The organism is Candidatus Pelagibacter sp. Uisw_130 (assembly GCF_047722505.1).
GTDB lineage: Bacteria > Pseudomonadota > Alphaproteobacteria > Pelagibacterales > Pelagibacteraceae > Pelagibacter.
The window spans coordinates 424,031-437,292 of the sequence record NZ_CP159814.1 but is presented as its reverse complement, the minus strand read 5'-3'; the positions used below and the strand labels follow the sequence as shown (position 1 = coordinate 437,292).

The following is a 13,262-nucleotide window of genomic DNA, read 5'->3' as shown; positions in this document are numbered from 1 at the left end:
TCGTTTGAAATTAAATTTAAATTTTAGCAAAAATTCTATTAATTACTTCATCAAGGCTTTTTTGCTCTTTATCATTTAGTGTTTCCGTTTTTTCTTCAGTTTTAACTAAATTTTGTTTTATGAAATTTGATGGAATAATATTGGTTTTTTCATCAATTGATTTATTAAGTTCTTTAATTTTATTTGATATTTCTTCTTTTTCGGTTTCTATAAAGTTTAAATTTTCTTTAATTGTTATATTTTTCTTTTGTGCTGCTAGAAGTTCACCAGACAATCTAACATTATCCTCTTGGTAAAATTTTACTTTTTCTGTCTGTGCATCTAATTTTAAATAATTTGATTTTTCTGCTAAATCAAGTTTCTCTTGTATTTTTTTTGTATTAACTATGTATCTTGATACAGTGTTTTTAAGTTCATTATTATGAATTTCAGTAACCCTATTTTTTTCTATATTTTCATTTAAATCATTTTTTGTTTTATTTAAATCAGCTTTCAAATCATTATTTTCTATATCTAGCTCCTTATTATTTTCAGCAACTTGATTCAAATTATTATGCAGAACATTATTATCACTTTTTAATTCTATAATTTCCTTATCTAACTTTTCTTTATTTTCAGTAATTTGATTTAAATTCTTTTGTAAAACTTCATTATTATTTCTTAATCCATTGATTTTAGTATTTAATTGTATTTTATTTATTTCTAAATTTTTATTATCTAACAAAACTGACTCATGGTCATTTTTTAATACTTGATAACTTTTTTTTAAATTAGCCTCAGTTTGTTTTAAAATATTTACTTCATTTCTTAAATTTTTTATCTCTAACTGTTCATCTATAATTAATTTAAGAGTATTTTTCTTAACCTTTTTTTTAAGATACGAGTAAAGTTCATTTATCATATGATCTTTTACTTCTGGTTTAATCTTAGTTTTATAATTAAATGAATCTATGCTATAGTTAGGTACGTTAGGTGCCTCATTGTTTAATAATAATGGCTTTTTTTTATTTTCATCTAAAATAGCACTTTCTGCTTCAGCAATTATACTTTCTGTCTTGGGAGGTAATTTTATATCTTTTATTTTTTTACTTTTTTTTGGTAAAGTTTTTGTTTTTGGCTTTAGAAAACTATTTGTAGCTTCTACTATTTCTTTTATAGAATATATTTTCATAAATATTTAGAATCAATTGTGACTTATTTATAATTGATGGTCATATTTTTTCAAGTATTGGTTGTATTAACCAATACCTTTACTTTAATAGATTGTTGATAAATAGCCTACTATCGTCGTAATCACTTAAGCATATACTACTTAATTTTCCTGAAAAATAACAACCAGTATCAATATTTATCCTATGTAAGTTATTAATGATATTTTCTTCAGGTGTGTGACCATGAACAATAATTTTTTCTGCTTTGAAATTCTTATCAAAAAAACTTTTGGATCTTGACCATAAAAAATCTTGCCTAGTTTGATCTTCTAATTTTTTATTGGGGTCTATTCCAGCATGAACAAATAAATAATTTTCTGATGAAAATGATAATTCTAGACCTTTAAAGAAATTAATATGTTCTTCACTCATGATGCTTAACAGTCTATTCCTTAATTGATCAATAATATCATCTCCAAATCCATCTTTAATAAAGTCGACAACTTCAATGCCATAACTTCTAAGAGTTTGATCAAGACCAAAATTTAACCAATTTTCAATACTGTTTTTGTTATTAAATAAAAAATCAATCATGAATTCATCATGATTACCCATTAAATTTACAGTTTTGATCTTATTATTTTTTAATTTAAGAATTTGATTAATAACTTCTTTTGAGTTTTTTCCTCTATCAATATAATCTCCTAAATAAATGATTAGATCATTTTTTACATCAAATTTATCATGGGTAAGTATCTTTTTATGAAGAGCTGTTAATTCATTTAAGCAACCATGAATATCACCAATAGCAAATATATTCATTTTTTAATCAACTTTTTGGAACAAGACTACAAACATTGTTTTGATTAAAATATACACATCCAACATTAAATTCCAATTTTTTATATAATATAAGTCATGTTGAAATCGTTTATTCATAGCTCCCTCTTCATCGGTGGGACCTCTTGATCCATTTACTTGTGCCCACCCTGTTATACCTGGTAAACATTTGTGTCTTTGCATAAAATTCTTGATATCATTTGAATAGTACTTCGTATGATCTGTCATATGAGGTCTTGGCCCAACTATCGCCATGTCACCCTTAAGAACATTAAAAAATTGAGGCAATTCATCAATACTTAATCTTCTGATAATTTTACCAACTTTTAAAAGCCTACTATCTCCTGCTTTAACTTGTAAAGCCTCGTTGCTATTTTTCATATTTTTAATTGATCTTAATTTTAAAATATTAAATGACTTTCCATCCCAACCAGTTCTTTTTTGACTAAAAAATATTGGAAATCCGTCTTCTATAACAATTAATATAGCAAATATTATTATAATTGGTGACATGAGAATCAAGGCTATTGTGGAAAACAATTTATCAAATAAACTTTTTATTAAAAAACTTGTTCCATAAAAAGGAGAAAATGAAATGTTATAAAAATCAAATCCAGCATCACTATCAAGCCCTTCAACAAATCTAAATTTTGATTCAGGTTGGACTAAACGACAGTCTACAGAAAAGTTTAGAAATCTGTCTATCAAACTTTCGATATATAATTGTGTTTTAGATGATGAAATGATCCATACTTGCCCTATAGCGTGATGATTTAATATCTGACCAAAGTTTTCGTTCAAACCAAAACTTGGAATTCCATAAAAATGTAGGTCTTTTTTATCCACCTGATCAATTGCTATCAAACATTTGATGATAGAATTACTTATTTTTTTTGGAAATCCTTTAATAATTTTCTGACAACCTTCAGCATCACCAATTAATAGAATATTTCTTTGTATTACGTTTGAGCTTACTAATTTAGTATAAATAAAATCAAACGTTACTTTAGTAAATAGAAATAATAAAAAAGATATACCTATATTAGTAAACAACCAGATACGAGAATAATCATCTGTGATTTTAAGCATAACAGTTAATAAAATTGCAACAACAAATGTTTGAACAAGTAATAAAAATTCAACTCTGAGCCATTGAACTGTTCCTTTTATATATCTTTGTTCTTTAGAGTTAAAAAATGATAAAATTAAAAAAATTACTACAATATATATTGTACCTTTTATGTATATATCAGATAGCTCCCATGTCTTATTTCTAATAAAGTAGGCTGTTGTTGAACTAAAATATAAAACTGCACCCAGGAATAATCGATAAAGTAAAAGAAATGATTTATCATCTCTTTGAAATATTTTTTCAATCAACATTATATGGATTATATTTATTTTGGGCTAAAATGGTATTGATTAACTATAGCTTTTATACTTATTGCTGTATCCACCATACTGATAATAGCCATAATAACTTGCTTTTGAGGTATCTAGGTCATTTAAGACTAATCCATCAACTTTAACTCCAACATTGTCTAATTTTTTTAAAACAGATTTAATACCAACTAATTTTGTAACATTAGCTCTAACAACAATTAAATTGTGATCTGTTGCCTGACTAATAAACAATGTGTCACTCACTGGCTGTATCGGTGGAGTATCAATAATTACATAATCATAATTTTGTTTTAAAACGTCAAAAAATTGTTTAAGTTTTTTTGTTGTTGTTAGATCAGTTAAATCTGATCTTCTTGCACCAGATGTCATCACTTCTATCTCAGAGCCTGGAAGCTTCATTATGCAATCGCTTACATTCACACCCCCCTGAATAAGGTCACTAAAACCAACTTTGGGCGCTTCTTCTACTTGGGTAGTTTTGCTTAATACAGAGGGTCTTCTAATATCAGTTTCAACTAGAAGAACTTTTCCTATTTTAGAAAATGCAAGTGCCGTATTTAATGAAATAGTAGTTTTACCCTCTCCAGAATAAGTTGAACTTATTAATATTGTCTTATTTTTCTGATATTTAGCCACCAAAAGTGTTCTGAGCGTTCTAATGCTCTCTGAAAATTCAGAATTAACATCTTCGATAAACATTTGAGATAAATGGTATCCCTTATCTATCTTTTTTACAGAAGGTAAAGTTGCTAAGACTGGAATACTTAATTCATCAAGATTAGATGGCTCCATAACAGTGTTACTATTAAATTCAAAATAAACTAACAATACAAAAATTGCCCCAAAGGATAAGATATAAAATAACATAGTTATTTTAAAAATATCTGGAGAAATTGGCTTTAAGGGTAATAGTGCATTTTGAATAATTCTTACATTAGAGGATTGAAGCTCTTTAACTTCATTTGTCTCCTTCATTCTTTGTAGAAATGTTTCATAAATTTTATTGTTAGTTTCAACTTCACGAACAAACTGCTTCAAAGATACATCTTTTTCTTCAAGATCTTGTAATTCAAATTTTGCCTTATTAAGCTCTTCTTCACTTATTGTTATAAATCCTTTTAAATTTGCTAACTCATATGCTGCTGCTGCGATATTTTCATCTAAAATTTCTTTAAGTCTATTATCAAGATTAATTTTTGTTTTTAAAACTTTTTTTACTTTTGGGTGTTCATCTTTATAAATTATTTGAAGTGCCTCAATGTTATCATTTGTTGCATTGATATTTGTTCTTATAGCATCAACTTCTTTTTTACTTCTCAAATCTGAAATTGCCAAAAGCTCTTCAACATTTCCATCTGCAAGTTTAATTGCTGTTAAATCATTTTGTTTTTTTTGCAGCTCACGGTTTGCATCAATAATTCTTTTGGAAACAGATTTAATTTGATCTATTTTTAATTCTTTAATATCCCCAATATCAATTAAATTATTTTCTTTTTTATAATTTAATAATTTCTGTTCAGCTATCTCCATTTGTTCTAGGAGTTTTGATAGCCTTACATTTATTTGTGCATTAGCATAGTTTGTTACTCTAACTTTAGTGTCAACATCATATTTTAAATAAGAGTCGATTACTTTTTCTAATAAAAATTTTGCTAATTCAGGATTTCCTGAGGTGATTATAATATTAACTACATCACTATTTCTTACTTGAATAACAGATAAATTTTCTTTTATATATTTCTTAATATTAATTGTTTTTTTTTTGTCTTGCTCATCACTAAAAAAAGAGAGAAGTTTATTGCTACTAAAAAAACTTTTTGGTATTTTTTGATACATCCCTACTGCTTTAGCATTAACTTTTTGGTCTAATATTACAGATGTCAAAACTTCATCACTTTCAATTATTTGAATTTGATTATTAATATAATTGTTATTCATAAATCCACCCTGGGGACTTTGGGATCCATACACTTCTTCTATATTTACAATATTTTTGGTAGACTCTTCGATTACTAGTGTTGCTTGGCTTTGAAAGATTGGATTAATATTTAAAGCTATAAACAAACCCAATACGCCAAATAAAATTGGTGCTAAAATAATTATTCTTTTGTATTTTAAAAATATTATCCAATAATGCGTTAAGTTTAATTGATCATTAATAGACTCTAATTTATTTAAAAAACTTTTATTTTCCATTTTTAAATTTTGTTTAAATTTTGTTGTAAACTTTAAATCAGAATTTTTACTTAAAAGATATTCCCTTACAAGTTGTTTTTTATTAATTGACTCTATTTAGTAGCAAAATTTTTAGAAATACTAGATATGGGATTATTAGTTATTTAAAATTATGGTTCCCACATCCCTGCTAAATCTTGGAATGTTTCTTAAATAGAAAAGTTTAAGTGATTTTTTTTTTTTAATATTATTTTTTGATAAAATTGCCAAATTAATAAAGTTTGTTTCAAAATCTTTTTTTATATCTTGAGAGCTGATTTGATAAAGCATTTTTAATTCCCAATATGTATAATCTAATGCAGATTTTTTTTCACTGTTACTTATAAGTTGATGGAGCTTTTTACCATTTGAACTATTGGTCTGAATATCTCTTCTCGAATACAATAAGGGTTTTTGAAAAAAAATTGAATACTTGTAAGGTAGATAATTGAAGGTTTTCATTAATTTACCTTCGATTCTAGGGCTAAAGGATAACATTAAAATGGAGAAAATATTATAAAAAGAGATTATAATTAAGCTAATAATTAGTAACTTGTTTATGTACTTATTTAAGAAAAACACAATTAATCTTATCAAAATAAAAATTAATTTTCTATTAATTTTATCTTTTTTATTTTTTTGTCTCAGCGCAAATGCTGAAGAGAAGTTTGTTGGCTTTATTGAATCCTTAGAAGGAAATGCATTCAAGGTCAGTAATACAGAAAAAATTAAATTAAATGTATTTGATCAAATTTTTACAAATGATGAAATCACTCTTGGATCAAATGCTAATGCAACAATATCATTCTTGGATAATTCAATTTTTACATTAAATAGGAACAGCACTTTTATTGTAAAAGATTTTGATAATATTTCACAAGACCCAAAATTTATAATATTGGTCAGTAAAGGTAGTTTTACTTTTGAGTCTGGAACAATCGCCAAAAATAAAAATGGCATTATGAGGATTAATCTTTCTGAGATGGAGGTTGTTCTTAATGGAACTTTGATTACTGGTTCTAACACTGGAGAAGAAAAACAAGTAGCTCTTATTGAGGACTCTATGGGGAATGTTGGAACACTAAATATAACCGTAGGTGATCAAACTACTGTGATATCTGATCCATCCCAAGGTATATCTTTATCAGGTAACAATGAAATTGAAGAAACTAATTTAAGTGAAGAAGAAACAAATCAAGTAAAAAGTTTTATAAAAAAAGCTACTGTCGATGCTCAAACTGATACTGAAGAAAATATTAATCGTGCTGTTGCAAAACAACTAGCTGCAGGAACTATTCCTGATGCTAATGGTGATGGGATTATGGATGCAGACGATATGGATTTATACAAAGCTCAATTGTTTGAATTTAAAGGAACTAGAATGGGGTACTACATGGAAATGTCTGATGGTAATGACATGGGTCTTATGTCAGATATGATTAAATATTCAGACCCAACTCAATCTATGCAACTCATGCAAGGAATGATGGATTATGATCCAGCAAATGCCGCATTGATGATGGGTGAAGTTACTCAAGATGGCTTTGATGTATTTTCACACATGAGCAATGCTGGGGATGTAAATGGAAATATGATTTATAGAGGTGGTGATGCAAATTTTGAAGATGTTAGAGCCGCTCTTGTTTCGGGTATGATGCAAGATACCTCGGAGCAATCAATTGATACAATGGCTAGAGTAATGGCCGTTAGTGATCCATCAATGAGCTCTTATCTGGTAAATGAAATTACAAATTATGGAACTAATAATCCTGGTGATAATTTATCAATGAATGTATTGGCTTCTTTTACAGAGATGGCACCAGATAAAATGGATGCTTATATGCAAGATGACCCTAGTATGATGGGTAATTTTACTCAAAGTGCATTTCAAAATGCTGATGAAGGAGATGCTGCAATGATTGCTAATATGATGCAACAAACTAGTGGAAAAAATTCAGCATATTTAATGAGTTCCATGATGGAAAATAATGATACGATGATCACTTCAGTGTACGGAAATTTAGCAGAACAAAATTTTGATATTTTCAATCATATAGAGACAGCTAAGATGGACCCCGCTACACCAGGTAATGATTCATTTTTTCCTACACCTGGTAATGATCCATTAGCACCAGGAACTGACCCAGCAAATATGATGGCTTCACAAGCTAATTTTTATGACGATTTAAAAGGTCAAATTTTTAATGGGATCATTAACAATAGTGATCAAACTGCTGCAGAAGCTACAACAGGACTTATGATGAATAGTCAAGGTGATAGTGCAGTATTTATGATGGAAACTATGATGGATACAAACCCTGAAATAATAGGTGATGTAATGCAAGGTTTTGTCAAAGATGACTTTGATATTTTTAATCATTTTGAAAATACAGGAACAGATAATTTAGATGCTAATGCTGCTACAGAGACTGCTTTTGTAGATACCAATCCTGATATGCAAAATTTTAAAGCAGAAGTTTTTAAGGATATGATGACTTATTCAGATGAAAGTACCATGGGTACGATGGCACAATTAGTTGCAGGAGCTGATGAACAAACAGCATCATTAATTTTTGAAACAGTCGTAAGTGAACAAAATAATATGATGGCTGTTGATGGTGTTGCACCAAAAAATAATTTTGCTTTGGATTTAATGAGCAATCTAAGTAGCGTTGATTCCGGTGTGATGGATAAAATGTATGAAACTCAAGGTGATCTTGTGAATAATATGATGAGTACTGCAATGACAAATATATCATCAAACGACTCTGGGGCTATTGCGAATATAATATCTTCTTCTGGAAATGATCAAATGAATGCGATGGTTTTTAACAATATAGCTTCTTTAGGAGATCAAAGTTTAACTAGTGATGTTTTTACAAACCTTGCTGATACTGAAAGTGGATCAGATGCAATAATGACTATGGCTTCAACTAACCAAAGTCTCTATGAAAATATGGCTCAAGATGTTGATCCTACTTATATGACAGCAGCATCATTACTTACAGACACAACTTCAATTTATAACACTGCTTCTGCAACAGATATGACAACAACCACAGACACAGATACAACTACATTTGCTGCTGGTGCTATATCTTGGACAACCTACCCCACTTCACCTGGTATTCTTTCAACTACTTCTTACGTAAGTGTAAGTGGAACAGCATCGTCTATGAATGGAGTAACATATTCTGCTTCAGATTTACCTGATGGATTAACTTTTGATTATACAACTGGAATGATTTTTGGAACACCAACAAGTGCTGGAACTTGGAACACAACCCTTACTGCAACAGATATAATGGATTTCAATAGCTTTGCTACAGCAAGCATAACTTTTGACATTGTTGAAGATAATACTGGTGGAGCTTATAATAATGGGGCTGGTGGTACTTTATCATTTATGTCAACTCCTTACCCTCCTGCAACTTTGACAGTTAATAACGCAATTACACCTATTTATCTTTATACATCAGGTGGAACTGGAAATATAAATTATAGTGCAACAGGTTTACCATCAGGTTTATCTGTTTCGATCACTGGTTCAATTATTGGAAGTCCAGACACACAAACTTTTACATCAAGCAGTGTAACTATTGTCGCTACCGATGAAGATGGTAATACTGCAAGTACAAATCTTACTTTTCCTCAAGTAGATTCTGGTGGTGGTGCTGGTGGTGGTGGAAGCGGACCAACATGGTCGACATATCTTTATCCACCTACAACACTAACTGAAGGCACTGAAATGATGGATATGTATTTAGACGCTACTGGAACAGGAGCTTTAAATTTTACAGCATCAAACTTACCGATGGGTTTATATGTTGACGGACAATATATTAGAGGAACTCCTAGTATGCAAGTTGGTTATACGTCAAGTGTAATGATTACTGCCACAGATGATATAGGTTCACAAACCAAATATGTTACCTTCCCTCAAGTGAATGCGAGTGGTGGCGGTGGATCAGTTACTTGGACTACAATTGCAGCTGAATTTTCAACTTTAACCTTAACTCAAGGTTCACCTATGACTTCTATAAATTTATCTGCTACAGGTGTTGGTACAATTACTTATAGTGACGATGCATTTTTACCAGCAGGTATATCTTTAACAGCTGGTGTAGTTTCTGGAACCCCTACTTCATCAACTGCAACATCAACTTCTGTAACTTTTACAGCAACAGATAGTAATGGTAATACTGAAGATCTATTTGTTTCTTTTCCAGCAATAAACGCGAGTGGTGGCGGTGGATCAGTTACTTGGACTACAATTGCAGCTGAATTTTCAACTTTAACCTTAACTCAAGGTTCACCTATGACTTCTATAAATTTATCTGCTACAGGTGTTGGTACAATTACTTATAGTGACGATGCATTTTTACCAGCAGGTATATCTTTAACAGCTGGTGTAGTTTCTGGAACCCCTACTTCATCAACTGCAACATCAACTTCTGTAACTTTTACAGCAACAGATAGTAATGGTAATACTGAAGATCTATTTGTTTCTTTTCCAGCAATAAACGCGAGTGGTGGCGGTGGATCAGTTACTTGGACTACAATTGCAGCTGAATTTTCAACTTTAACCTTAACTCAAGGTTCACCTATGACTTCTATAAATTTATCTGCTACAGGTGTTGGTACAATTACTTATAGTGACGATGCATTTTTACCAGCAGGTATATCTTTAACAGCTGGTGTAGTTTCTGGAACCCCTACTTCATCAACTGCAACATCAACTTCTGTAACTTTTACAGCAACAGATAGTAATGGTAATACTGAAGATCTATTTGTTTCTTTTCCAGCAATAAACGCGAGTGGTGGTGCAGAAACTGTAGATTTCACAACTGCAGAAACATTGCCAAGTGCAAATGCTGGACAAAATATAAATGAAACTGTTGTGGCAACTGGATCTCAAGGTTCCATGCCTACTTATTCATTTATTTCAGTAAGTAATACAGGAAATGCATTCGGTCTTAGTGGGACGACCATTACAGTTACTGGTAATCAAATTTCTGGTATAGCTCCAAGATTACTTAATGCAGCAACATATTCTTTTGAATTCCAAGCTTCAATACAGGCTGGTACAATAACAAACAATAGAACTTTTACATTGCTTATATCTAAAGATGCTACATGTGTATCTCCAACAGATAATATTTGCACTTAATGATTTTAAGAAAGGATAGTCTTCGAAATCTATTTTTAATTATTTTAGCTATCACAGTAAGTTTTAATGGAAGCATCAACCCTTTATTAATTCAAACTTCTTCTGTTAGTTTTATTTTTTTTTTTATTCTATGTTTAAAAAATAATAAGGTTCTAGAAAGGATAAATGAAAACTATAGAGACAATAAGATATTTTTTATTTTTTATTTTATATATATAGGCTATTTAATTTTTCAAATAATACCCCTTCCATTAAATTTAATTGAAATCATAGCTCCAAATAATTATAATTTATATACTTCTATAAAAATTGATAAAGAATTATGGTCATTAAGTATTGATCCAAGTAATTCTTATTTTAAAATTTTAAACTGTATTAGTTTTTTTATAATCTTTTTAGTTTTTCCTACATTATTTAATAGAGACAAATATTTGATGAAATTTTTATTTTTTGTATGCATCTTGGGTTTTTGTCATGCAATTTTTGCTACTTATTGGATGTTGCTAGGCAACCCATCAAATTTTTTAATTCAAAAAGTTCACTATCTTAGAGCTAGTACTGGATTATACGTTAATAGAGCAGTTTTTGGTACATTCTTATTTTTAACAGCTTTCTCAGGCCTTTATTATATTGTTGTTTTTTTTTTAAAAAATCAAATTACAAATTTTAACTTCCTGCAACAAATAAAAAGTAAAATTTTTTTTATAAGAATATTTATTCTATTTTTAAGTCTTGGAATCTTATCAACTTGGTCAAGAGTAGCAAATTTTAGTTATATATTAATCTTATTATCTTTTTTATTTTATTCAAAAATAAATTTTAAAAAATATATTAACCCTTTGTCAATAATAATTATTTTTATTCTAATATTTGATGTTTTTGTAATGACACTATTTTTTGGAAATGCGAGACTGATTGAAAGACTTGTTGAGGTATCAATTGTCAAAGATTATATTAGACTTGACTTACATTCGTTTGGATTAGTGCAATTTAAAAATTTTTGGTTATTTGGTTATGGTAATGGAGCTTTTGAGCAAATATTTAAACTTTTTTATATATTACCAGAAACTATACCTAACGATTATTTAGCACGACATGTCCATAATGATGGAATTGAACTATTAGGAGAAGTTGGAGTTGTTGGTGTTTCAATTTTTGCAATAATAACTATTATTTACTTTAAGAAATTATTAAATAATATTAATGAGAAAAAACAGTTTGCTAGATTTATACTGTTATCTCTCTTAGTATTTATTCTATTTATCCAAAGTATAGTGGACTACTCATTACAAATACCTGGAATTCAAGTTTTACTAATAACTATTTTTTCCATGGGATTAATTAATTTTACAAGGAATGATTCTTAATTATAATCTGCACTTCTAATATACCAATCATCTTGCTCTGCAATATAAGGTTTGTAAGTTTTAAATAAAGTTTCTGATGGTGTTAAAAGACTAATAACATTGTTCCATTTTACTAAATTAGTTTGAGGTATGAATACAATATCATTTGGTAGTATATGAAAATTATTTGCTGCTATAAAAGCCGCAGGATTATTCAAATTGATTGTATATATATCAACATGTAAATATTTTGTTAAATCTTCTCTTAATATATAAATATTTTTTGTTTTAGCAGTGGCTTTATTAATTCCTTTGGTTGCTAATAATTCAGTTAAAGTTAAATCTTTGTAAACAGATATAGGTCCAGATGTTGTAAATTCTCCAAAAGCATACGCTTGGTCTGTATCAGACTCTGAGACATGGAGAACATCATCTTTTCTTAAGTAAATATCTAAATCAGTATTATTGTTATTTAACAGTTCATACAAATCTATTTCAAAAACTTCCTTTCCTCTTCTTAGTAATGCAGTTTTAGCATAACTTTTTTGATCTTTTATATATCCAGCTTTTATTAGAGCATCTAATATTTTTAATGGTTGCTCTGAAAGCAAAATTGACAAAGGACGATTTATTGCTCCAGTGATATAAACATAAGCGCTGTTATATTGTTCAATTTTAACAATAGTTTCTGGTTCTTGATAAAATCCTTTTAAAACATTGTTTATAAACTCTTGAGCTTCTTCTTTAGTTTTATCATTTACTAAAACTTGACCAACATAAGGGATTGTTACGTCACCTGTTGGACTAATAGTATAAGAGCCATCAATATCATCAATATCTGTAATTGATATATTTATGACATCACCTGCACCTATAGAATAATAATATTTGTTTTCACCTATTAATTGAGTTAACTTTTTATCTTGTTTTTTTTGTATATCTTCAAATTTTGGAAGAGATGCAGTGTTAATTGTATTTAAATCATAGAATTTTAAAGCAACACCTCTTTGTTTTATGCCTATTTTTTTTGGATCATTTCCCTTGGGCTCACCTTTAAAACCTGTGGAATTAGTACAGCCTACTACTAATAAAAATAATAATATGATTCTTAAAAACATAGATTGTTCATTATATAAT

Annotated in this window: 8 protein-coding genes; 2 read left to right on the top strand and 6 right to left on the bottom strand. The window is 28.9% G+C overall.

The window, feature by feature from the left end; translation table 11 throughout:
- Positions 1-16 precede the first annotated feature (16 nt).
- From ABXT55_RS02320 to ABXT55_RS02300, 5 genes are all read right to left on the bottom strand, one after another.
- The gene (locus ABXT55_RS02320; RefSeq protein WP_415285146.1) at positions 17-1,171 is read right to left on the bottom strand and encodes a hypothetical protein; all 1,155 of its coding nucleotides are present in this window, start codon (positions 1,169-1,171) and stop codon (positions 17-19) included.
- Between the two features lie 79 nt (positions 1,172-1,250).
- On the bottom strand, positions 1,251-1,973 hold the full coding sequence (locus tag ABXT55_RS02315; RefSeq protein WP_415285145.1) for a metallophosphoesterase family protein: 723 nt from the start codon (positions 1,971-1,973) through the stop codon (positions 1,251-1,253).
- 3 nt (positions 1,974-1,976) lie between these two features.
- Positions 1,977-3,374, bottom strand: a complete 1,398-nt coding sequence (locus ABXT55_RS02310) for an exopolysaccharide biosynthesis polyprenyl glycosylphosphotransferase (protein ID WP_415285144.1) — start codon at positions 3,372-3,374, stop codon at positions 1,977-1,979.
- A gap of 39 nt (positions 3,375-3,413) precedes the next feature.
- The gene (locus tag ABXT55_RS02305; RefSeq protein WP_415285143.1) at positions 3,414-5,591 is read right to left on the bottom strand and encodes a GumC family protein; all 2,178 of its coding nucleotides are present in this window, start codon (positions 5,589-5,591) and stop codon (positions 3,414-3,416) included.
- A 135-nt stretch (positions 5,592-5,726) separates the two neighbouring features.
- Positions 5,727-6,071, bottom strand: coding sequence for a hypothetical protein (locus ABXT55_RS02300; protein WP_415285142.1), 345 nt, complete (start codon positions 6,069-6,071; stop codon positions 5,727-5,729).
- A gap of 97 nt (positions 6,072-6,168) precedes the next feature.
- Here ABXT55_RS02300 and ABXT55_RS02295 point away from each other — a divergent pair, with 97 nt between their 5' ends.
- A complete protein-coding gene (locus ABXT55_RS02295) occupies positions 6,169-10,779 on the top strand; it encodes a putative Ig domain-containing protein (protein WP_415285141.1) in 4,611 nt (1,536 codons plus the stop codon).
- Positions 10,779-12,146, top strand: coding sequence for an O-antigen ligase family protein (locus ABXT55_RS02290; protein ID WP_415285140.1), 1,368 nt, complete (start codon positions 10,779-10,781; stop codon positions 12,144-12,146). The genes ABXT55_RS02295 and ABXT55_RS02290 overlap by 1 nt, the downstream gene beginning before the upstream one ends.
- Here ABXT55_RS02290 and ABXT55_RS02285 read toward each other — a convergent pair.
- Positions 12,143-13,243 carry a polysaccharide biosynthesis/export family protein gene (locus ABXT55_RS02285; protein WP_415285139.1) on the bottom strand — a complete coding sequence of 367 codons (1,101 nt, stop codon included), beginning with the start codon at positions 13,241-13,243 and terminating at the stop codon, positions 12,143-12,145. The two genes, ABXT55_RS02290 and ABXT55_RS02285, sit on opposite strands and share 4 nt — an antisense overlap.
- Positions 13,244-13,262: the final 19 nt, after the last annotated feature.

Excerpts from the sequence above, each read along its gene's own strand:
- ABXT55_RS02320 (WP_415285146.1), bottom strand. The coding sequence starts at position 1,171 with ATGAAAATATATTCTATAAAAGAAATAGTAGAAGCTACAAATAGTTTT.
- ABXT55_RS02315 (WP_415285145.1), bottom strand. The coding sequence starts at position 1,973 with ATGAATATATTTGCTATTGGTGATATTCATGGTTGCTTAAATGAATTA.
- ABXT55_RS02310 (WP_415285144.1), bottom strand. The coding sequence starts at position 3,374 with ATGTTGATTGAAAAAATATTTCAAAGAGATGATAAATCATTTCTTTTA.
- ABXT55_RS02305 (WP_415285143.1), bottom strand. The coding sequence starts at position 5,591 with ATGGAAAATAAAAGTTTTTTAAATAAATTAGAGTCTATTAATGATCAA.
- ABXT55_RS02300 (WP_415285142.1), bottom strand. The coding sequence starts at position 6,071 with ATGAAAACCTTCAATTATCTACCTTACAAGTATTCAATTTTTTTTCAA.
- ABXT55_RS02295 (WP_415285141.1), top strand. The coding sequence starts at position 6,169 with ATGTACTTATTTAAGAAAAACACAATTAATCTTATCAAAATAAAAATT.
- ABXT55_RS02290 (WP_415285140.1), top strand. The coding sequence starts at position 10,779 with ATGATTTTAAGAAAGGATAGTCTTCGAAATCTATTTTTAATTATTTTA.
- ABXT55_RS02285 (WP_415285139.1), bottom strand. The coding sequence starts at position 13,243 with ATGTTTTTAAGAATCATATTATTATTTTTATTAGTAGTAGGCTGTACT.